Origin of the sequence: Micromonospora sp. LH3U1, from assembly GCF_028475105.1 — a bacterium.
Lineage (GTDB): Bacteria > Actinomycetota > Actinomycetes > Mycobacteriales > Micromonosporaceae > Micromonospora.
This window is the reverse complement of the sequence record NZ_CP116936.1, coordinates 4,311,759-4,331,917: the sequence shown is the minus strand read 5'-3', so window position 1 is coordinate 4,331,917 and position 20,159 is coordinate 4,311,759. Positions and strand designations below refer to the sequence as shown.

General features: G+C 70.5%; 17 protein-coding genes. 14 read left to right on the top strand and 3 right to left on the bottom strand.

What is annotated here, in order from left to right; genetic code table 11:
* Positions 1-304 precede the first annotated feature (304 nt).
* From PCA76_RS19840 to PCA76_RS19810, 7 genes are read left to right on the top strand one after another with little or no spacing between them, the layout of a single operon-like run.
* Positions 305-1,828, top strand: coding sequence for a sugar ABC transporter ATP-binding protein (locus PCA76_RS19840; RefSeq protein ID WP_272611950.1), 1,524 nt, complete (start codon positions 305-307; stop codon positions 1,826-1,828).
* Complete coding sequence (locus tag PCA76_RS19835) at positions 1,825-2,886, top strand: ABC transporter permease (protein WP_272611949.1); 1,062 nt, start codon at positions 1,825-1,827, stop codon at positions 2,884-2,886. Before PCA76_RS19840 ends, PCA76_RS19835 begins: the two co-directional genes overlap by 4 nt.
* On the top strand, positions 2,876-3,931 hold the full coding sequence (locus PCA76_RS19830) for an ABC transporter permease (RefSeq protein ID WP_272611948.1): 1,056 nt from the start codon (positions 2,876-2,878) through the stop codon (positions 3,929-3,931). The genes PCA76_RS19835 and PCA76_RS19830 overlap by 11 nt, the downstream gene beginning before the upstream one ends.
* A gap of 38 nt (positions 3,932-3,969) precedes the next feature.
* A complete protein-coding gene (gene rhaS, locus PCA76_RS19825; RefSeq protein ID WP_272611947.1) occupies positions 3,970-5,055 on the top strand; it encodes a rhamnose ABC transporter substrate-binding protein in 1,086 nt (361 codons plus the stop codon).
* A gap of 59 nt (positions 5,056-5,114) precedes the next feature.
* Positions 5,115-6,296, top strand: a complete 1,182-nt coding sequence (gene rhaI / locus PCA76_RS19820; RefSeq protein ID WP_272611946.1) for an L-rhamnose isomerase — start codon at positions 5,115-5,117, stop codon at positions 6,294-6,296.
* A gap of 38 nt (positions 6,297-6,334) precedes the next feature.
* Complete coding sequence (locus tag PCA76_RS19815; protein WP_272619482.1) at positions 6,335-8,368, top strand: bifunctional aldolase/short-chain dehydrogenase; 2,034 nt, start codon at positions 6,335-6,337, stop codon at positions 8,366-8,368.
* The gene (locus PCA76_RS19810; protein ID WP_272611945.1) at positions 8,368-9,804 is read left to right on the top strand and encodes a rhamnulokinase; all 1,437 of its coding nucleotides are present in this window, start codon (positions 8,368-8,370) and stop codon (positions 9,802-9,804) included. The genes PCA76_RS19815 and PCA76_RS19810 overlap by 1 nt, the downstream gene beginning before the upstream one ends.
* Before the next feature lie 32 nt (positions 9,805-9,836).
* Here the strand turns inward: PCA76_RS19810 and PCA76_RS19805 are convergent, their stop codons facing one another.
* Positions 9,837-10,799, bottom strand: coding sequence for an AraC family transcriptional regulator (locus tag PCA76_RS19805; protein WP_272611944.1), 963 nt, complete (start codon positions 10,797-10,799; stop codon positions 9,837-9,839).
* Between the two features lie 212 nt (positions 10,800-11,011).
* Between PCA76_RS19805 and PCA76_RS19800 the strand changes: the two genes are divergently transcribed.
* The 5 genes from PCA76_RS19800 to araD all read left to right on the top strand — a co-directional run bounded on the left by PCA76_RS19800 (position 11,012) and on the right by araD (position 17,180).
* Complete coding sequence (locus PCA76_RS19800; RefSeq protein WP_272611943.1) at positions 11,012-12,550, top strand: flavin-containing monooxygenase; 1,539 nt, start codon at positions 11,012-11,014, stop codon at positions 12,548-12,550.
* Between the two features lie 445 nt (positions 12,551-12,995).
* Positions 12,996-14,192 carry a low temperature requirement protein A gene (locus PCA76_RS19795; RefSeq protein WP_272611941.1) on the top strand — a complete coding sequence of 399 codons (1,197 nt, stop codon included), beginning with the start codon at positions 12,996-12,998 and terminating at the stop codon, positions 14,190-14,192.
* A 157-nt stretch (positions 14,193-14,349) separates the two neighbouring features.
* Positions 14,350-15,246 (top strand): acetyltransferase, encoded by an 897-nt coding sequence (locus PCA76_RS19790; RefSeq protein ID WP_272611940.1) that lies wholly within the window; start codon positions 14,350-14,352, stop codon positions 15,244-15,246.
* 75 nt (positions 15,247-15,321) lie between these two features.
* Positions 15,322-16,296: an alpha/beta hydrolase gene (locus PCA76_RS19785; protein ID WP_272611939.1), complete on the top strand. Its 975-nt coding sequence runs from the start codon at positions 15,322-15,324 to the stop codon at positions 16,294-16,296.
* Positions 16,297-16,469: 173 nt separating this feature from the next.
* A complete protein-coding gene (araD, locus tag PCA76_RS19780) occupies positions 16,470-17,180 on the top strand; it encodes an L-ribulose-5-phosphate 4-epimerase AraD (protein ID WP_272611938.1) in 711 nt (236 codons plus the stop codon).
* Between the two features lie 108 nt (positions 17,181-17,288).
* Here araD and PCA76_RS19775 read toward each other — a convergent pair whose 3' ends face one another.
* Entirely contained in the window at positions 17,289-18,392 is a 1,104-nt protein-coding gene (locus PCA76_RS19775) for an aldo/keto reductase (protein ID WP_272611937.1), read from the bottom strand.
* Between the two features lie 143 nt (positions 18,393-18,535).
* Between PCA76_RS19775 and PCA76_RS19770 the strand changes: the two genes are divergently transcribed.
* Both PCA76_RS19770 and PCA76_RS19765 read left to right on the top strand, forming a co-directional pair.
* Positions 18,536-19,168 carry a TetR/AcrR family transcriptional regulator gene (locus PCA76_RS19770; RefSeq protein WP_272611936.1) on the top strand — a complete coding sequence of 211 codons (633 nt, stop codon included), beginning with the start codon at positions 18,536-18,538 and terminating at the stop codon, positions 19,166-19,168.
* 45 nt (positions 19,169-19,213) lie between these two features.
* Positions 19,214-19,393 (top strand): hypothetical protein, encoded by a 180-nt coding sequence (locus PCA76_RS19765; protein ID WP_272611935.1) that lies wholly within the window; start codon positions 19,214-19,216, stop codon positions 19,391-19,393.
* A 52-nt stretch (positions 19,394-19,445) separates the two neighbouring features.
* Here the strand turns inward: PCA76_RS19765 and PCA76_RS19760 are convergent, their stop codons facing one another.
* On the bottom strand, positions 19,446-20,126 hold the full coding sequence (locus PCA76_RS19760) for a DUF305 domain-containing protein (RefSeq protein WP_272611934.1): 681 nt from the start codon (positions 20,124-20,126) through the stop codon (positions 19,446-19,448).
* Between the last annotated feature and the right edge of the window lie 33 nt (positions 20,127-20,159).

The window sequence follows — 20,159 nt, the reverse complement described above, 5'->3', positions numbered from 1 at the left end:
TGGTGCGGTGGTCGCGGCCCGCGCCCGGCGTCGGGCAGCGCGGTCGCGGTGGTCCCCGGAAGGCCGGTCACGGGTGGCGTGGGACGGCACGACCAGATCGCCCCGGCAGTCTATAGCGGCTAAAACGTTTCATCCATTCGGTCCGAGGTGCCGCGCGGCGGGCCGTCATCGGGCGGGCGGTGCCGGAGCGGTCGGACAGCCCGGACCGGCAACAAGGAAGAAATGGCGGTGAAACTCTTGACGCTCTCGAAGGGCGGCCCCTACCGTCCATGAACGACGCATGAAACGATTCAGGAGGGGTCGGATGACCGCCGAAGCACCAGGCACGGACCGCGCTCCGCTGCTGGTACTCGACGGCGTGACGAAGTCCTTCGGGGCCGTCGCCGCGCTGCGCGAGGTGCACCTGGAGCTGCACTCCGGTGAGGCTCACGCCCTGGTCGGCGAGAATGGGGCCGGCAAGTCCACCCTGGTGAAGATCCTGGCCGGCGCGCACGGTCCGGACTCCGGCGAGATGACCCTCGACGGGCAGGCGCTGCGCCTTCGCGGCCCCGGTGACGCCCGGGCCGCCGGCATCGCCGTCATCTACCAGGAGCCGACGCTCTTCCCGGATCTGTCGGTAGCGGAGAACATCTTCATGGGCCGGCAACCGCTGCGCGGCCTGCGCCGCATCGACACGGCGGCGATGCACCGAGATGCCGAGCGGCTCTTCCAGCGGCTGGGCGTCCGGATCGACCCGACCCGCCCCGCTCGCGGGCTCTCCATCGCCGATCAGCAGCTCGTCGAGATCGCCAAGGCGATCTCCTTCGATGCCCGGGTCCTGGTCATGGACGAACCCACCGCCGCGCTGTCCGGTGTGGAGGTCGAGCGGCTGTTCGCGGTCACCCGGTCGCTCTGCGAGCGCGGGGCGGCGGTGCTGTTCATCTCGCACCGGTTCGACGAGGTGTTCGAGCTCTGCCACCGCATCACCGTGCTGCGCGACGGCGCCTGGGTCTCCAGCGATCACACCGCAGACCTCACCGTCGACGAGGTGGTGCGACGCATGGTCGGTCGGGACGTCTCCTCGCTCTTTCCCAAACAGGACGCCGAGCTGCGGGACACCCTGCTCGAGGTCCGTGGGCTCACCCGCGCCGGTGTCTTCACCAACGTGTCGTTCTCCCTACGAGGTGGGGAGATCGTCGCCCTCGCCGGGCTGGTCGGCGCTGGGCGCAGCGAGGTCGCCCGCGCCATCTTCGGAGTCGACCGCTACGACGCGGGCGAGGTGCTGGTGGCCGGCCGCGCCGTCCGGGCCGGTAACCCGGGTCGGGCGATCGCCGCCGGCATGGCGCTGGTCCCGGAGGACCGCCGACAGCAGGGCCTGGTCATGGAGCTGTCGGTCGAGCGCAACGCCACCCTGGCCCGCCGCCGGGCCCTGAGCCGGCTCGGCCTCCTGCTCGGCGGCGCCGAGCGCACCGAAGCCCACCGTTGGACGCGGCGGCTGCAGGTGAAGGCCGCCCGACTCGGGGCGCCCGTGGCGACCCTCTCCGGCGGCAACCAGCAGAAGGTCGTACTCGCCAAGTGGCTGGCCACCGAACCGCAGATCCTGATCATCGACGAGCCCACCCGTGGCATCGACGTCGGCACCAAGTCCGAGGTGCACCGCCTGCTCTCCGAGCTGGCCGGCGAGGGCCTGGCCATCCTCATGATCAGCAGTGAGCTGCCCGAGGTGCTCGGCATGGCCGACCGGGTTCTCGTCATGCACGAGGGGCGACTGGTCCGCGAGCTGTCCCGGGCCGAGGCGGACGAGACCTCCATCATGTTCGCCGCCACCGGTCAAGGAGCGACCGTATGAGCCTCACTGACGCCGGCGCGCCCGAGCGGGCCGCCGTGGACGGCCCGACCGACCCCGGCCGGCAGCGCCGCGGCCTCACCGAGCGGCTGCTGGCCGTACGCGAGCTGAGCCTGCTGATCGCGCTCGGCCTGCTGGTCCTGGTCACCACCCTGCGCAACGACCGGTTCCTCACTGGCCAGAGCGTCAAGGACCTGCTGCTGGGCTGCGCGATCCTGGTGATCCTGGCGGTCGGCCAGACCCTGGTCATCGTCACCCGCAACGTCGACCTCTCCGTCGGCTCGATCCTGGGTCTGGTCGCCTTCGCCACCGGCACGCTGTTCGTCTCCGCGCCCGGCACCCCGTGGCCGGTGGCGCTCGTCCTGGGCGTCGCGCTGGGCGCGCTCTGCGGGGTTGTCAACGGTGGCCTGATCGCGGTGGCACGGGTGCCCGCCCTGGTCATCACCCTCGGCACCCTCTACGCCTTCCGCGGCGTCGACTACTACTGGGCGTCCGGGCGCCAGATCAACGCCGCCGACATGCCCCCGTCGTTCCTGCGGCTGGGCAACCAGACGGTGCTCGGCGTACCCGTGCTGTTCCTCGTCGCGCTGGTCGTGGTCGCCGCCCTCGGCTTCTACCTGCGGTCGTACCGCAGTGGCCGGGAGCTCTACGCGATCGGTTCCGAACCGGCCGCCGCCCGGCTCTCCGGCATCCCGGTGGGCCGGCGGGTGTTCGCCGTGTTCGTCGCCAACGGCGCGCTCGCCGGCCTCGCCGGCGTGCTCTACGCGGCCCGGTTCGGGACCCTGGACGCGGCCGCCGGCACAGGTCTGGAACTCCAGGTCGTCGCAGCGGCGGTGGTCGGCGGGGTGGCGATCTTCGGCGGCAGCGGCAGCGCCTACGGCGCGGCGCTCGGCGCCGTGCTGCTGACCACGATCGGCAGCTCACTCGCCGTCCTGCGTATCGACCCGTTCTGGCAGCAGGCCGTGGTCGGCGCACTCATCCTTGCCGCCATCGGGCTGGACCGGCTCCTGGCCCTGCGGGTGGCGGCCCGGCTCCGAGGGAGAAGCGCCCATGGCGCATGACAGCCTGTACGCGGCACCGCCCACCGCGGAGGCCGAGCCCGGCGCGGGCCGCATCGCCAGCCTGCGCGGGCTGCTCGGTAGCTGGGACGCGGTGATCGTCGCCGCTCTCGTGGTGGCCGTGCTGATTGCCGGCCTGACCGTGGAGAACTTCGCCACCGGTCGCAACGCGCAGTTCCTGCTGCTCGATCTGGTGCCGCTGGCGCTCATCGCGCTGCCGATGACCCTGATCGTGATCACCGGTGAGATCGACCTCTCGGTGGCCAGCATGGTCGGCCTGTGTAGCAGCCTGATGGGCCAGCTCTGGCTCTCCAGCGGGCTGTCCCTGGAGCTGATCTGCGTTCTCGTGGTGCTGCTCGGCGCCGTGCTCGGCGGGGTGAACGGCCTCTTCGTCACCGGCTTCGGCCTGCCGTCGCTGGCGGTCACCATCGGCACGCTCGCGCTCTACCGGGGGCTGTCCTTCGTGGTGCTCGGCGACCAGGCCGTCGCGGACTTCCCGGCCGACTGGACGGCCGCCGTGGTGCGCGACATTCCCGGTACGTCGATCCCGGTCGTGGTGGTGCCGCTGCTGCTGCTCGCGGTGGTCTTCGCGGTCGTGCTGCACGCCACCCCGGCCGGGCGGGCGCTCTACGCCATGGGCAACAACGATCAGGCCGCCAGGTTCACCGGCGTCTCGGTGGCCCGGACGAAGTTCTGGCTCTTCGTGGTCTCGGGTGCCGTCTGCGGGCTGGTCGGCATCTTCTGGACCCTCCGCTACGCCAGTGCCCGCGGCGACAACGCCACCGGCCTGGAGTTGACCGTGGTGACCGCCGTACTGCTCGGGGGTGTGTCGATCTTCGGTGGTCGAGGTGGTCTGCTCGGCGTGCTGGCGGGCGTCCTCCTCCTCGGCGTCCTCCGCAACGCGCTGCAGCTCGCCGACATCGACGCCAACGCGCTGACGATCGTCACCGGCACGCTGCTCATCGCATCCGTCGTACTGCCCAACGCCGTCGCGGACGTTCGCGCCCGGCTGCACCGTCGACGACAGCGGCACCCCGTCGTGCCGTGACCTCCCCCGCGTACCACCCACCCCCCGGAAGGATGACGATGTCCGCGTACCGCAGAGGGCTCCGTGTCGGGGCCACCAGCCTCACTCTCGCCGCACTGCTGCTCAGCGCCACGGCCTGTGGCGGCACCACCCGCGACAACACCGACAAGGACACCGGCGCCGGCAACCAGGCGAGCGGCGCCGCCAATCCCAACGCCGCCCTCAAGGAAGGGCTGAAGATCGCCTTCCTGCCGAAACAGCTCAACAACCCGTACTTCACGGTCTCGGACAATGGCGGCAAGGACGCGGTCACCGAGATCAAGGGTGAGTTCAAGGAGGTCGGCCCCTCCGAGGCCAGCGCCTCGTCCCAGGTCAGCTATATCAACACCCTGTCCCAGCAGGGCATGGACGTGATCGTCACCTCGGCCAACGACCCCAATGCCATCTGCGGGGCGCTCAACCAGGCGAAGGCGGCCGGCGCGAAGATCGTCACCTTCGACTCGGACACCAAGCCGGAGTGCCGCCAGATCTTCGTCAACCAGGTGACCGCCGAGGGCATCGCGGAAAACCAGGTCAAGCTCGTCTCACAGCAGATCGGCGGCGAGGGAGAGATCGCGATTCTCTCCGCGACCGCCAACGCGACCAACCAGAACGCCTGGATCGCGTTGATGAAGACCGAGCTGGCGAAGCCCGAGTACAGCAAGATCAAGCTGGTCACCGTGGCGTACGGCAACGACGACGACCAGAAGTCCTTCCAGGAGACCCAGGGTCTGCTGCAGTCGTACCCGAACCTCAAGGGCATCATCTCGCCCACCACGGTCGGCGTCGCCGCCGCGGCCCGCTACCTCAGCGGATCGCAGTACAAGGGCAAGGTCAAGCTGACCGGTCTGGGTACCCCGAACCAGATGCGTCAGTACGTCAAGGACGGCACCGTCGACGCGTTCGCCCTGTGGAGCCCGGCCGACCTCGGCTACCTCGCCGCGTACGCCGGTGCGGCCCTGGCCTCCGGCCAGATCACCGGCGCCGAGGGCGACACGTTCAAGGCCGGCAAGCTCGGCGAGTTCACCGTCGCGAAGGACGGAGTGGTCATCCTCGGCCCACCCACCGTGTTCGACAAGAACAACATCGACCAGTTCCAGTTCTGACCGCACTCCCGGTCGGTGCACGCCGTGCACCGACCGGGGGAGCCGACGGGAGAGACACCATGACGCAGCCCGACGCGCAGACCCTCGAAAGGGTCAAGCTGGCCCTGCGGTCCCAGCGCATCGAGACGCCATCCTGGGCGTACGCCAACTCCGGGACCCGCTTCAAGGTCTTCCCGCAGGAGGGGGTGCCGCGTAACCCGTACGAGAAGGTGGCCGACGCGGCGGTCGTACACCAGCTCACCGGCATCGCACCCACGGTGGCGCTGCACATCCCGTGGGACCGGGTCGACGACTACGCCGATCTGGCCGCGTACGCGGGGGATCACAATGTCCGCCTGGGCGCGATCAACGCCAACGTCTTCCAGGACAACGACTACAAGCTGGGCAGCGTCACCAACCCGGACCCTGGGGTGCGCCGCAAGGCCATCGACCACCTGATCGAGTGCGTGGACATCATGGACCGCACCGGCTCCCGCGACCTGAAGCTCTGGTTCTCCGACGGCACCAACTATCCCGGCCAGGACGACATCCGTGCCCGGCAGGACCGGCTCGCGGCGGCGCTGCGCGAGACCTACGACCGGCTCGGCGACGACCAACGGTTGCTGCTGGAGTACAAGCTCTTCGAGCCGGCCTTCTACACCACCGACGTGCCGGACTGGGGCACCGCGTACGCGCACTGCCTGGAGCTGGGCCCGAAGGCGCAGGTGGTCATCGACACCGGGCACCATGCCCCGGGCACGAACATCGAGTTCATCGTGGCGTTCCTGCTGCGCGTCGGCAAGCTCGGCGCGTTCGACTTCAACTCGCGCTTCTACGCCGACGACGACCTGATGGTCGGCTCGGCGGACCCGTTCCAGTTGTTCCGGATCATGTACGAGATCGTCCGTGGCGACGCGTTGGCGCCCGAGGCCGGCATCGCGTTCATGCTCGACCAGTGCCACAACATCGAGGCGAAGATCCCGGCCATCATCCGCTCGGTGCTGAACGTGCAGGAGGCGACCGCGAAGGCGCTGCTCGTCGACGCGGACGCACTGGCCGCCGCGCAGCGCAGCGGTGACGTGCTCGCCGCCAACGCCGTGCTGATGGACGCGTACAACACCGACGTCCGGCCGCTGCTCGCCGAGCTCCGTACGGACCTGGGCCTGGATCCGGACCCGATGACCGCGTACGCCCGCTCCGGCTACTTCGACAGGATCCGCGCCGAACGCGCCGGTGGCCAGCAGGCCGGCTGGGGCGCCTGACCATCACTGCAGAAACTCAGACTGGGGACGTGAGGACGATGCAAGACGAGGTGCAGGCGCTGATCGCGCGCAGCAACCGGCTCGGCGCCGACCCGACCACGACGAACTACGCCGGGGGCAACACCTCCGCCAAGGGTGCGGCCACCGACCCGGTCACCGGCGGTCCGGTCGAGTTGCTCTGGGTCAAGGGCTCCGGCGGCGACCTCGGCACCCTCACCCGGTCCGGGTTGGCCGCTCTGCGGCTGGACCGGCTCCGCGCCCTCGTGGACGTCTACCCCGGCGTCGAGCGGGAGGACGAGATGGTCGCGGCGTTCGACTACTGCCTGCACGGCCGGGGCGGAGCCGCGCCGTCCATCGACACGGCCATGCACGGACTGGTCGACGCCGCGCACGTCGACCACCTGCACCCCGACGCCGGCATCGCGATCGCCGCCGCCGCCGACGGGCCGGAACTGACCAAGGAGATCTTCGGCGACCGGGTGCTGTGGGTCCCCTGGCGGCGGCCCGGTTTCCAACTCGGCCTCGACATCGCCGCGGTGGCACGGGCCAACCCGCAGGCGATCGGCGTGATCCTCGGCGGGCACGGCATCACGGCGTGGGGCACGACCAGCGACGAGTGCGAACGCCACTCGCTGGAGATCGTCCGCAGCGCGCAGACGTACCTCGACGAGCGGGGCCGGGCCGAGCCGCTCGGCCCGGTCATCGCCGGCTACGCGCCGCTGCCGACCGACGAACGCCGACGTCGGGCGGCGGCGTTGTTTCCGGTGCTGCGGGGGCTGGCGTCCACCGACCGGCCGCAGGTGGGCCACTACACCGACAGTGACGTGGTGCTCGACTTCGTCGCGCGGGAGAAGCACCCAGCCCTCGCGGCCCTCGGCACCTCCTGCCCGGACCACTTCCTGCGCACGAAGGTCCGCCCGATGGTGCTCGACCTGCCGCCCACCGCCCCCACCGAGGAGGTGATCGCCCGCCTCCAGGAGCTGCACACCTCCTACCGCGACGACTACCGCGCCTACTACGAGCGGCACGCCAGCGCGGGCAGCCCGCCGATGCGGGGCGCCGATCCGGCCGTGGTCCTGGTGCCCGGTGTGGGCATGTTCAGCTTCGGCGCCAACAAGCAGACCGCCCGCGTCGCCGGCGAGTTCTATGTCAACGCGATCAACGTGATGCGCGGCGCGGAAGCCGTGTCGCGCTACGCGCCGATCGACGAGGCCGAGAAGTTCCGGATCGAGTACTGGGCCCTGGAGGAGGCGAAGCTTCAGCGGATGCCGAAGCCGAAGGCCCTCGCCACACGGGTCGCGTTCGTCACCGGAGGTGGCTCCGGGATCGGCCGGGCGATCGCCCACCGGCTCGCCGCGGAGGGCGCGTGTGTCGTGGTCGCCGACCGTGACGCCGAGGCGGCCGCCGCCGTGGCCGCCGAGATCGGCAGCGCGGACGTGGCAGTCGCCGTCGCGGCCGACGTCAGCGACGCAACGGCTGTCGCTGACGCTCTGCGCGAGGCCGTGCTCGCCTTCGGCGGGGTGGACCTGGTGGTGAACAACGCGGGGCTCTCGCTGTCCAGGTCGCTGCTGGAGACGACCGAGGCGGACTGGGACGTCCAGCACGACGTGATGGCCAAGGGCTCCTTCCTCGTCTCCCGGGAGGCCACGCGGGTGCTGCTGGCGCAGGGGATGGGCGGGGACATCGTCTACATCTCCAGCAAGAACTCCCTGTTCGCCGGTCCGAACAACGTGGCGTACGGCGCGGCGAAGGCCGACCAGGCGCACCAGGTCCGGCTCCTCGCCGCCGAACTCGGCGGGCACGGCATCCGGGTCAACGGTGTCAACCCGGACGGGGTGGTCCGTGGCTCCGGCATCTTCGCCGGGGGCTGGGGTGCCCAGCGGGCCGCCGTCTACGGCGTGCCGGAGGAGAAGCTGGGCGAGTTCTACGCCCAGCGCACGCTGCTCAAGCGCGAGGTGCTGCCCGAGCACGTCGCCAACGCGGTCTTCGTGCTCACCGGCGGCGAGCTGTCCCACACCACGGGACTGCACGTCCCGGTGGACGCCGGTGTCGCCGCGGCCTTCCTCCGCTGATGACCGCGCTGCGACTGGCCGCTGTGGACGTGGGCGCGTCCAGCGGCCGGGTCATGCTCGCGCGCGTCGGGCCGGGGACGCTGGAGCTCACCGAGGCCCACCGGTTCCGCAACGAGCCCGTGCGGGTGGCGGGCACCCTGCACTGGGACGTCCTGGCGCTCTACCAGGGCGTCCTGGAAGGGCTGCGCGCCGCTGGCCCGGTCGCCGGGATCGGCATCGACACCTGGGCGGTGGACTACGGGCTACTCGACGCCACCGGGGCTCTGCTCGGCAACCCCGTGCACTACCGCGACGGGCGCACCGAGGGCGTCGGCGACCGGGTGGCGAAGCAACTCGGACCGGAGCGGCTCTACGCCACGACGGGGCTGCAACACCTGCCGTTCAACACCCTCTACCAGCTCGCCGCCGCCGCCGGTACGCCCCAACTGGAGGCCGCGCACCGGTTGCTGCTGATCCCGGACCTCATCGCGTACTGGCTCACCGGTGAGGTCGGCGCCGAGGTCACCAACGCCTCCACCACCCAGCTCTACGACCTGTGTCGCCGCGCCTGGGCGACCGACCTGATGGCCGACGCCGGGATTCGCGGCGAACTGTTCGCGCCGCTGCGCGAGCCGGGCACCCGGATCGGCCCGGTCCTGCCCACGCTCGACCTACCCGGATCGCCCGACGTGGTGGCGGTGGGATCGCACGACACGGCCTCGGCGGTGGTCGGGGTGCCGGCGGAGGGTGAGCACTTCGCCTACATCTCCTGCGGCACCTGGTCACTGGTCGGCGTCGAGCTGCACGCCCCCGTGCTCAGCGAGTCGAGTCGGCGGGCCAACTTCACCAATGAATCCGGTGTCGACGGCACGATCCGCTACCTGCGTAACGTGATGGGCCTCTGGCCACTGCAGGAGTCGCTGCGTACCTGGGGCACCACGGACCTGCCCGCTCTGCTCCGGCAGGCGGCCGAGAAACCGGCCTTTCGCTCCGTCGTGGATCCGGACGACCCGACCTTCCTGCCACCCGGCGACATGCCCGCCCGCATCGCCGAGGCTTGCCGGCGTACGGGGGAGCCCGTGCCGGACAGCCCGCCGGCCACGGTCCGGTGCATCCTGGACAGTCTCGCGCTGGCGCACCGGCGCGCTGTCCAGCAGGCGCAGCAGCTCTCCGGGCGGCACGTCGACGCCGTGCACGTCGTCGGCGGTGGCGCCCGCAACGACCTGCTCTGTCAACTCACCGCCGACGCTTGCGGCCTGCCGGTGCTCGCCGGGCCGGTCGAGGCGACCGCCCTGGGCAACGCCCTGGTGCAGGCCCGGGCCCTCGGCGTGATCGGTGGTGGCCTGGCGGAGCTGCGGTCCGTGCTGCGCGCGACGCAACAGATCGTGCGGTACGAGCCACACGCCGACGTGACGGCATGGCGGGCGGCTGCCCGACGCCTGGGATGGGAGGACTGAGCGTCCGGTATGTCATCCCTAGAGACCGCCCGTCACTGGCGCAGCGTCGCGGATGGTGAGGTGCCGAATCGCGTCCGATAGTCGGTCGCGAACCGGCCGAGGTGCACGAAGCCGTGTTGCAGGGCGATGCTCGTGACGGACGCCCCGGGATCGCCCGCGCGCAGCGCGCGGTGCACCGCGTCGAGCCGGCAGGCACGCAGGTACGCCGTCGGCGTGGTGTGCAACTCGCGGCGGAAGCAGTCCTGCAGCGTTCGTACGCTCACCCGCAACGCCTCCGCGACATCACCGACGGTCAGTGCCTCGCTGTGGTGGTCGGAGATCAGGGCGCAGGCCCGGCGGACGAGGCGCCCGGGGTTGGGGTGGCGGCCCGGCTCGGCGAGCAGGTCGGAATGGGTGTGCTGGTGGGCCAGCAACAGCTTGCCGATGAGCCCCTGTTCGAAACGGGCGGCGACCTGCGGGTGGTCGAACAGGGACGCGTCGGTCGGCTGTGACAACTCGTCGGCGAGGAACGCCACCCCGCGTGCCCACGCCCGCGCGGTCGACGTGGTCATGACCATGCCGATGTCGAAGCGGACCGGCTCGTCCAACGGGCGGCCCAGGAGGCGGGCGAGTTCCCGGTCGACGGTGCGCCGGTCGGCGTAGAAGATCTGGTGCGGTGACCCCTCGGACCACTGCATGTCCGAAGAGTCGTACGGGGACAGGACGGAGGCGACCCCGGGCGTCGAGGTCACGGTGTGACCGGCGTGCCGGACCACCGTGCTGCCGGCGCGGGGGATCTGAACGAGGTAGAAGGTCTCCAGTGCGGGCGGTTGAATGCGCACCGCCTGCCCGTAGTCGAGGTCGACGACACCCACCCCGCCCACCCGGCGTGCCGCCATCCGCAGTTGGACGCTGCGTACGCCCGTCTGGGGGGTGAGCCGGTGCGGACAGAAGACCCGGCCCACCTCGGCGCGAGCCTGCTCGACGTCGTCCGTCCGGACCGTCACAGCATCCATCCGACACCTCCCGGGCGTCCTGATGCGCTGACCATAAGGCGTGACCGGGCAGGACAGCGTGCGAAAGCCGCCGACCCGACAACCGGCGGCCCGGCTGCGTACAGCGGATACTGCCCGCGTCCCACGGATAGCGACCTTTCCGGTCTGCTCGTTAGCGTGCGGTCAACGCTGGTGCGGTTCCCGGCAGCGGTTCACGCCTTTCGGAGGAAGCCATGAGGATTGCCGTCGTCGGCGCTGGGTTCGCCGGCCTGAGCGCAGCGAAGGTGCTGCGGCAGAGCGGATTCGACGTCGCCGTGTTCGAGAAGGCACCCGACGTCGGTGGGGTGTGGAGTCGTACCCGGCGTTATCCCGGTCTGCACACCCAGAACGACAAGGGCACCTATCACCTGTCCGATCTGCCGATGCCCGCCCACTACCCGCAGTGGCCGTCTGGCGAGCAGGTCCAGCAGTACCTTGAGAGCTACGTGGAGAAGTTCGGGCTCGCCGCCGTGCTGCGGCTGTCCACGGAGGTCGTCTCCGCCGAACTCGTCAACGACGAGACCGGGTGGCTGATCGCGTCGCGGCCGGCGGGCGCCCAGGCCCCCCTGACGGTCGAACGGTACGACCACCTGATCGTCGCCAACGGCATCTTCTCCGACCCGGTCGTCCCGTCCTTCGACGGTCACGCGGACTTCACCGCCGCCGGAGGACGCGTGCTGGCGGCGGGGGAGTTCCACGACATCGAGGCGGCCCGAGGGAGGAACGTCCTCGTCGTCGGGTACGGCAAGTCGTCCTGCGACGTCGCGATCCCGTTGAGCGAGGTCGCCGCCCAGACCCACGTCGTGGCTCGCGAACTGCTCTGGAAGATGCCCAGGAAGCTCGGCGGGGCGCTCAACTACAAATACCTGCTGCTCACCCGGATGGGTGAGGCGCTGTTCCGCTACATCGACCTGAAGGGATTCGAGCGGTTCCTGCACGGCCCGGGAAACGGTCTGCGCCGAAACATGGTCGACAGTGTCGGCTCGGTCGCGACCAGGCAGCTCAAGCTGCGCGAACTGGGTCTCGTGCCGAACGGCAGCTTCGAGGACATCGCCCGCAGCACGGTCAGCCTCGCCACCGAGGGCTTCTTCGAGCGCGTCGCCGACGGCCGCATCGCCGTGCACCGGGACCAGGTGATCACAGAGTTACTGGTCGACGGTGGCCGGCCCGCCGCCCGCCTGGCCGACGGCACGGTGCTCCCCGCCGACCTGGTGATCTGTGGCACCGGCTTCCGCCAGCACGTACCGTTCTTCGATGACGCGCTGCACGCCCGGCTGCAGGACGGCGCGGGCAACTTCATGCTCTACCGTCAGATCCTGCCGATCGGCGTGCCACGCCTGACATTCGCCGGCTACAACTCGTCGTTCTTCAGCCCGCTCAGCGCGGAGATGGCGGCGGTCTGGACGGCCGTGCACCTGCGGGGCGGGATCACCCTGCCGCCCGAGGGCCGGATGCGCGACGAGGTGCGCGCCCGCCTGGCCTGGATGGCGGAACGCACCAAGGGGCGGCACGCCCGTGGCACGAACATCATCCCGTTCTCGATGCACAACGTCGACGAGGTGCTCAACGAACTGGGGCTCAACGTCGGCCCGCTGACCCGGGCCCGGCAGTGGCTGTTCCCCGTCGACCCGCGCTCCTACCGGAGGGTGACGGCGCGCATGATCCGGCGTACCGCCGATGAGGGCGCGGCGGGCCAGGTCGAACCGACCCGGCCCGCGCGCGCGACGCGGTGAGAGCGACAGGGCTACGGGCGGACGCAGCCCGGATACGGGGGACGCTCGGGCGCTGTCTGGGCCGCACCGACCGTCCGTACGCCGTGGTCGGGCTCGCACCTGCCCGCCGGGTTGCGCCGCTTGGACCTTGCCACCGTCGTCCTTTCTCACCTCGCTCGGGGTGGTCCTTCACCCCGACGTCGTCCAGCACATCGCATCCGCTCGGCCCGGGACAAGGATCTTCACGCGCACTAGACGGCCGATGCGCGAGTTTTCACGCCGTCGATACGCCAACTCCGAATTAGCCCATCATGTCTGTCCCTGCCCTATATGCGGATAAAATGCGCAGACAGTGTCAGGCGGGACCGGTTGGCGGGGAGGCTCGGGAGCGATGACAGCGGGGCAGATCGCCGAACGCCGTCACCACCTCGGCGCACCCCTGGCCGGCTGAGCTGTCCCGCCGTCCGTGCTGACGCGCACCGCGTTTCGTGGGCTCGGAGACAGTAGGAGCCCGAACTCGGCGACGGTCCTGGAGCTGCTGTTCGACATCGTCTACGTCTTCGCGCTCGCCCGCCTCGCCGGGCGGGTCACGGACGACCTGACCATCGTCCGGCAGACGCTGCTGTCGGAGGCGGGCCAGACGGTGCTGTTCTTCACTGCGATGTGGATGATCTGGTCGCTCAACGCTCTCCTGGCCAGCACCTACGACCCTCGGCGCGCCGACCTGCAGGCCGTTCTGCTGGCGACGATGTTCGGCACGCTGGTGCTGGCTGTCTCGTTGCCGCAGGCGTTCGGCCAGCGCGGCGTGATCTTCGCCTGCACCTACGTTGTCATCCAGATCGGCCGACCGCTCTTCCTGACGTTCGCCCTGCGGGGTCACCCCGGTCATTCATTCGCGGTCCGGGTGCTGATCTGGCACATGGCGTCCGGCGTGCTCTGGATCAGCGGCGGCATCAGCGGTGGTCTCGGTCGGGGTGTCTTCTGGACCCTCGCTCTCGCCATCGAGCTGACCGGCGCCGCCATCACCTGGCCCGTGCCCCGCCTCGGCGGGAAACGGCTCGGCCGCACGGGAGTCACCGTCTCCCAGGAGCACCTCGCCGAGCGGTACAACCAGTTCTTCATGATCGCGCTCGCCGAGGTGGTGCTCGAAGCAGGTGCGGCCGTCAGCTTTCCGGGCTTCTCGACCGAGGGGACCATCACCCTCGTCGCCGCGTTCGTGGCGGCGGTTTCGTTCTGGCGGATCTACTTCTACCACGTCGGGTCCGGTCAGGCCTCGACCTCGGGAGGGGAGGGGATACGCCTGTCCCGATGGGCGAGCTACAGCCTGTTGCTCATCGTCGGCGGCATCATCTGCACCGCCGTCGGCTTCGGCCAGATCATCGAGGATCCACACCCGCCGATCGACTGGGCCCTGGTGGCCATCATCTTCGGCGGCCCGGTTCTGTTCCTGGTCGGGCGGAGCTTTTTGGAGCAGGAAAGCCGAACCGCGCCGCGCTGCCGGGCGCTCTACATCGGCGCGCTGGTGCTGGTCGTGGCGGCGCTACCGATGGTGCTGCTCCCGCCGGTCGCCGTCGGGGCCGCAGCGGGGTTGATCCTGGTCGGCATCGCCGTCTTCGACCAGAGAGCACACCGGCGTGGGTCGGAGACCAACCCGACGCTGTAACAATCCGTTGCGGGCCGGCGACCGTTGCGCGTATGTTCGTCGGGCACGCCGTCGAGCCGGGAGGAGGTCAGAACAATGTCCGATGTTCTGCGCCCCCTCCGCGCTCCGGCGTCCGCGCGGATCTGACCGGGGCGCTCGCTTCCCGGAGGACCAAGCCATGACTGATCTGGTCATTCGTCCGCTCGTCGCGGGCGAGGAAAATCTGTTCGACTCCATGCCTGATCCGCTGCCCCAACTACGTCAGGTCCCCTACGCCGACGGGATCGCCGGCGGCGGCTACCGGCCCGAGACCACCTGGGTCGCCCTCCGCGCCGGCCGGGTGGTTGGCCGGGCTGCCTGGCTCCTACCGCCGGGTGCCGTCGGTGCCCCATGGCTGGAGCGGTTCGATCTGGACGCCGAGCCGGAGGTGGGCGCCGAGCTGCTCCGCTCCGCCCACGAGGCGCTGGGCGGTCCCGGTCTGTACTACGCGGCCCTGCCGGCACACTGGCGGCGTCGCCCCGAGGTGCTGGCCGTGGTGCGGGCACCGATGGCGGCGGCCCAGCTCGCCGGGCTGATCGAGCGGGGGGAGCGCATCCGGTGCTCCTGGACCGGCACGCCCCTGCCGGCGCCCTCCGGGCGCTACGACTTCCGTTCACCCGTCGACGCGGCGGAGATCAACGCTTTGGTCGCCCGGATCACCGAGCCGGACGTGCTGACCGGCGCCGAGACCGCGTGGGCGGTCAGCGGCGTCGACCTCGCCACCGACCCGCTCGCCTGGCGGCCGGACCGCGTTGACGAATGGCGCATCGCGTTGGAGTCCGGGAAGCCGGTCGGGCTGGTCGGCCCGGCCGGGGACGCCTGCTACCCGCTCATCGCCTACCTCGGTCTGCTCGACGAGGCGGCCCGGCCCGAGCTGCTGGCCGAGGCGGTCCGGGTGCTGGCTGACGGCGGTGCCCGGGAGGTCCTCGCCGACGCGGACGCCCACCGGGTGGCGGTGCTGGCGGAGCTGGAGCGGACCGGGTTCCGGCAGCTGCGCTCCCGGATCCTCTTCGCGCCGCCGAACGGTCAGGAATAGCTGATCGGGGTGCGCCCTGTCACCGGGGCGCACCCCTCAGCCAGCGCCGGCCTCCTGCCCTGTCAGCATCTGACCATGCCGGAGATCATCGCGCTCATCGTCGGCGGGTTGGCGCTGGTCGTGGCGGCGGTCGCCGGGCTCTACCTCTGGCCGATACGCCGCCGTGAGCTGCGGGTCGCACCGGCGCATCCGCTCGACTTCGACACCGCCACCCGTGCCGCGAAGGCCATCATCGCGGCCGAGGCGGCGGATCCGGAGGTCCGGCCGGAGTCGCGGAGCCGCTTGCTGAGCCACGGCTCCCGTACCGGCAAGGTCGTGCTTCTGCTGCACGGTTACACCCTCGCGCCCGACCAGTACGACGGACTGGCCGAGGAGTTCTTCGACCGTGGGTACAACGTCTGGATTCCGCGGGCTCCCCAGCACGGGACCGTCGACCGGCGGGCCCACCACCGGGTCGAGGCCGGTGAGCTGAGGACGTACGCCGCGCAGGCGTTGGCCGTCGCGGCGGGCCTGGGTGACGAGGTGGGCGTCGTGGGGATCTCCGGCGGTGCCGTGCTGGCCGCCGGGCTGGCCCAGGTGCCAGGCAATGTCGTACGGCATCTGCTGTTGCTGTCGCCGTTCTTCGGCCCGGACCCCCGCCAGGCGCCGGCCTTCGCGGTCAAACCGCTCATCGTGCTGTACGGGCGCCGCATCCTCCCGGATCGCGTCACGTCGCGCGGGTACTCGCTCTCGGCCGTCGCCCAGTACCTGACGATCGCGCGCAGTCTGCCGAATCCACCGCGGCGGACCGGTCTGCGGACCGCGGCGGTCGTGATCAGCCCGCTCGACGGCGTGGTGGACCGCATCGCGGCGGTGACCGTGCCACGCCGGATCGCCGACGCGAACGCGATCCCGCTCCAGGTCCGCACCCTGCCGCAGGTGTTGGGCGTCGGCCACAACATCCTCAACCTCGCAGCCCTCGGCGCCGAGGGGTCTGAGCTGCGCCGGCTGTATATCGCGCTCTACGAGGGGGAGACGGCGCAGGACGGGGTCTCGTCCGGCCGCGAGTAGGCCACCAGAATCTGCGGGCGATCGCGGTGAATCCAGCTATTGACGCGGCGGCATGTTAGCGCTAACTTGTCGCACCCAGCTTCTATCCGGTCGACACCGTGGCACACCGCAATGGGGTACGCCGCCCGTGTCGCCGCCGATCCGCACCCCCGACCTGAGAGGCGCCACCTTCAATGAGTACGGCCGGATCAGCCGACCTGCGCACCGCAGTCCTCGCCGCGAACCGCCTCATCCCCGAGGCCGGCCTGGCCGCGCTGACGTGGGGCAACGTGAGCGGGGTCGACCGAGAGGCGGGTATCTATGTGATCAAGCCTTCCGGCGTGGCATACCGGGACCTCACGGCCGACCTCCTCGTCCCCGTGGATCTGGAGACCGGGCGGGTCACCGCTGGAGAGCTCAAGCCCTCCGTGGACAGCGAGACCCATCGCGCGTTCTACCTGCAATGGCCCTCCGTGGGCGGAGTGACCCACACGCATTCGACGCACGCCGTCGCCTTCGCGCAGGCGGGGAGGGACGTGCCGGTGCTCGGCACCACGCATGCCGACACCTTCGCCGGCCCGATCCGGGTGACCCGGGACCTGACGGCCGACGAATGTGCCCACGACTATGAGCTCAACACGGCTCGCGCGATCATCGAGCTCGTCGGGGGAGAAGCCGAGGCGCTGGCCGGGCCTGCCGCCCTCGCCGCCAACCACGGCCCCTTCACCTGGGCGGCGGACCCACTCAAGTCCGTGGAGAACGCGATCGTCTGCGAGGCGGTCGCAGAGATGGCCCTGAAGACGCTGTCGCTGAACCCCACAGCGACCGCACCACAGTGGTTGCTGGACCGCCATTTCACCCGTAAGCACGGCGCCGGCGCCTACTACGGCAACCAGCTCACCTGAAGTGTCCAGGCAGGCGCGGGTAGCGCATCGCGATCTCCTTCGCCTTGGTGATGACGCCCTGGAACTGTTCGTCACCCTGCTGGCCAGATGGCCGGCCGCCAGGTTCCTTCACCTGGTGGGCTGGGTGGCGCCGTTGAACACCGGCGGGGCGTAACCGGCCGGCTTGTCGCCGATGCCGAGGCCGGGGCTCACCACCCAGGACTGGTACTGCGGGGTGAACATGGCGTACGGCAACCCGACGTTCGGGGCGCTGGCGTCCTCCAGTCGGCGACGGGCGTCCGCCGGGATCTCGAAGTCGAGCGCACCGACGTTGCTGGCGAGTTGCTCGGGGCTGCTCGCCCCGATGATCACCGATGCGACGGCGGGCTGGGTGGCCACCCAGTTGATCGCGACCTGGGCCATGCTGCGGCCCAGGTCGGCGGCCACGTCGTCCAGGACCTCGATGACCTTCCAGTCGCTGGGGCTGATCTCCCGACCGCCGGCGTCGGGGTTGGTCAACCGGCCGGTCCCGCTCATGCCGTCGCCGTCGCGCTTGTACTTGCCGCTGAGCAGACCGCCGCCGATCGGGCTCCACGCGGTGAGACCCATGCCCAGCGTCTGGGCCATCGACACGAACTCCGCCTCGATGCCCCGGCTGACCAGGGAGTACGGAAGCTGCAGGTTGATCATCGGGGCCAACCCGTGCGCCTCGGCGTAGCTCTGCGCCCGGGCCGCGTACCAGGCTGGTACGTCGGAGAGCCCGGCGTACCGGATCTTGCCGGCGCGTACCAGGTCGTCGAGGGTGTGCACGACCTCCTCGACCGGGGTGATCCGGTCCCAGGTGTGCAGCAGGTACAGGTCGATGTAGTCGGTGCCGAGCCGACTCAGCGACGCCTCCACGGCCCGCATGATGTGCTTGCGGCCGTTGCCGCTGGCGTTCGGGTCGGTCGGGTCGACGGTGTTGGTGGCCTTGCTGGTGAGCACGAGCCGGTCGCGAACACCGGCCCGGTCGATCAGGCGGCCGAGGATCTTCTCGCTCTCCCCGGCGGTGTAGAAGTCCGCCGTATCGATGAAGTTGCCGCCCGCCTCCAGATATTGGCGGAAGATCGGCTCCGCCTCCTCCTCGGTCTTGCCGTACGCGGCGTGGAAACCGTCGACGCCGAAGTTCATGGTGCCCAGCGCCAGTCGGCTCACCCGCAGACCGGACCGCCCGAGCAGGTAGTAGTTGTTCATCGTTGCGTCCCCCTGATCGTGTGTCGGCCCCGAGCGGACCGCGCGTTGCAGACCTTTGCTCGCCAAAAATGGACCTGCAAGTCCAAAGTTCGAGCTAGGGTTTGCAGCGGCGGGTCCGGACGAGAATTGGTGACGGAGGTCCCATGACACGGGCGTTGACCCGCAAGGGCGAGGCGACCCGGGCGCGGATCGTCGCCGGCGCGGCCGCCGAGATCCGCGAGCGCGGTGTCGACGAGGTACGCCTCGAGGACGTGATGGCCCACACCGGCACCAGCAAGGGGCAGCTCTTCCACTACTTCCCCGAGGGTAAGGAGGGGCTGCTGCTCGCGGTGGCCCAGCACGAGGCCGACCAGGTGCTCATCGACCAGGAGCCGATGCTCAGCAACCTGACGTCGTGGCCGGCCTGGCTGGCGTGGCGGGACCGGCTCATCGAGCGCTACCTCGCGCAGGGCGTGAAGTGCCCGCTCAATGGTCTGCTCGGTCAGACCGGCCGACGCGCGCCGGGCGCGCAGGCGATCGTGACCGGGCTCATGTGGCGTTGGCAGAAGGCGATCACCGAGGGCATCCGGCACATGCAGTCGACCGGCGACATCGCACCCGAGGTGGACGCCGACCGCGCCGCAGCGGCGCTGCTGGCCGGCATCCAGGGCGGCGTGCTGCTGTTGCTCTCCACCGGAAAGATCGATCACCTTGAGGCGGTCCTCGACCTCACCATCGACTCCCTTCGGGCAAGCGTCCGGGTGACCGGGATGCAGGAGAGGCACGTCGATGAATGACGACGAGAACCGCCCACCGTTGGTGATGCCGCACGGCGGTCCAGCATGACGGCAGGAACGATGGCAGCGCTGCTGGGCGGCGGGATCGTGCTCTTCGCCCTGCTGCTTCTGACGATCATTGGCGCGCTGGGGCGTCGGGCGCGGGCCGGGCGGCGGACGGGCCGATACACCTCGCGGCCGGGCAACTCGTCGGACAACAGCTCGTCGAGCATGGGCGGAAGCTGAGCCGAGGCCGCCACCAGCCTGTCCGAGGTCGACACCTCGTCTACCTGACGGCCTACCAGCTGGACCGCGGCGAATCGAGTCCTCCCACTCCCCGTTCCTGTCCCATCCGATCGAGCCGGGCGACCTCGGCGCTGCCCGTCCGGACCACCGCCGTGGCAAGGGCGGTGGTCGCGGGATGAAGCCCGCTCCGCTGCTCGGCGGCGCCGATCCGGACCGCCTGTGCCAGGTGCGCGCGCACGTGCTGGCCTGCCAGCCGGTGGAACGCGACACCGGTGGCCGACCGCAACGCGGCCAACTCCTCGTCGGTGACCATGCCTGGCATGTCGTGGCCCTCGTGCGGGTTCGTCGCCGGGGCACCGGATTCGGCAAGCAGCCGACGGGCCCGGCCCAGGTCTTCACGGTGTGCCGCGCCGAGTTGAGCGGCCAACTGTCGCCAGGCCGGGTCGGTGGTCCGGCTCGGCACCATGTCGAGCACTGGCAGCAGGCGTTCGGTCATCGCCACTGTCAGCTGAAGCCACGCGATGTCGGTGGCGTTGAACTGGCCGGCCGTCCCGGTGGACGGCATCCGGCCGGTTGGCGCGTCAGTCGGTGGCGTGGCGGTCGGTGGCGCGGAAGTCGACGGCGCGGCGGTCGGTGGCGCGGTTTCGGCAGGCCCCGGCGATCCGGGGGCGCAGCCGCTGACGAGCAGCGCCACGAGAAGTAGGGGCATGGGTGCGGTCACGGGGGTCCGCATCCGGCCTCCTCTCGCCCCGGACGACGGGCCCGG

Excerpts from the sequence above, each read along its gene's own strand:
- araD (WP_272611938.1), top strand. The coding sequence starts at position 16,470 with ATGAGTACGGCCGGATCAGCCGACCTGCGCACCGCAGTCCTCGCCGCG.
- PCA76_RS19835 (WP_272611949.1), top strand. The coding sequence starts at position 1,825 with ATGAGCCTCACTGACGCCGGCGCGCCCGAGCGGGCCGCCGTGGACGGC.
- PCA76_RS19830 (WP_272611948.1), top strand. The coding sequence starts at position 2,876 with ATGGCGCATGACAGCCTGTACGCGGCACCGCCCACCGCGGAGGCCGAG.
- PCA76_RS19805 (WP_272611944.1), bottom strand. The coding sequence starts at position 10,799 with ATGGATGCTGTGACGGTCCGGACGGACGACGTCGAGCAGGCTCGCGCC.
- PCA76_RS19785 (WP_272611939.1), top strand. The coding sequence starts at position 15,322 with ATGCCGGAGATCATCGCGCTCATCGTCGGCGGGTTGGCGCTGGTCGTG.
- PCA76_RS19810 (WP_272611945.1), top strand. The coding sequence starts at position 8,368 with ATGACCGCGCTGCGACTGGCCGCTGTGGACGTGGGCGCGTCCAGCGGC.
- PCA76_RS19765 (WP_272611935.1), top strand. The coding sequence starts at position 19,214 with ATGACGGCAGGAACGATGGCAGCGCTGCTGGGCGGCGGGATCGTGCTC.
- PCA76_RS19840 (WP_272611950.1), top strand. The coding sequence starts at position 305 with ATGACCGCCGAAGCACCAGGCACGGACCGCGCTCCGCTGCTGGTACTC.
- PCA76_RS19770 (WP_272611936.1), top strand. The coding sequence starts at position 18,536 with ATGACACGGGCGTTGACCCGCAAGGGCGAGGCGACCCGGGCGCGGATC.
- PCA76_RS19790 (WP_272611940.1), top strand. The coding sequence starts at position 14,350 with ATGACTGATCTGGTCATTCGTCCGCTCGTCGCGGGCGAGGAAAATCTG.
- rhaI (WP_272611946.1), top strand. The coding sequence starts at position 5,115 with ATGACGCAGCCCGACGCGCAGACCCTCGAAAGGGTCAAGCTGGCCCTG.
- PCA76_RS19760 (WP_272611934.1), bottom strand. The coding sequence starts at position 20,126 with ATGCGGACCCCCGTGACCGCACCCATGCCCCTACTTCTCGTGGCGCTG.
- PCA76_RS19815 (WP_272619482.1), top strand. The coding sequence starts at position 6,335 with ATGCAAGACGAGGTGCAGGCGCTGATCGCGCGCAGCAACCGGCTCGGC.
- PCA76_RS19800 (WP_272611943.1), top strand. The coding sequence starts at position 11,012 with ATGAGGATTGCCGTCGTCGGCGCTGGGTTCGCCGGCCTGAGCGCAGCG.
- PCA76_RS19775 (WP_272611937.1), bottom strand. The coding sequence starts at position 18,392 with ATGAACAACTACTACCTGCTCGGGCGGTCCGGTCTGCGGGTGAGCCGA.
- rhaS (WP_272611947.1), top strand. The coding sequence starts at position 3,970 with ATGTCCGCGTACCGCAGAGGGCTCCGTGTCGGGGCCACCAGCCTCACT.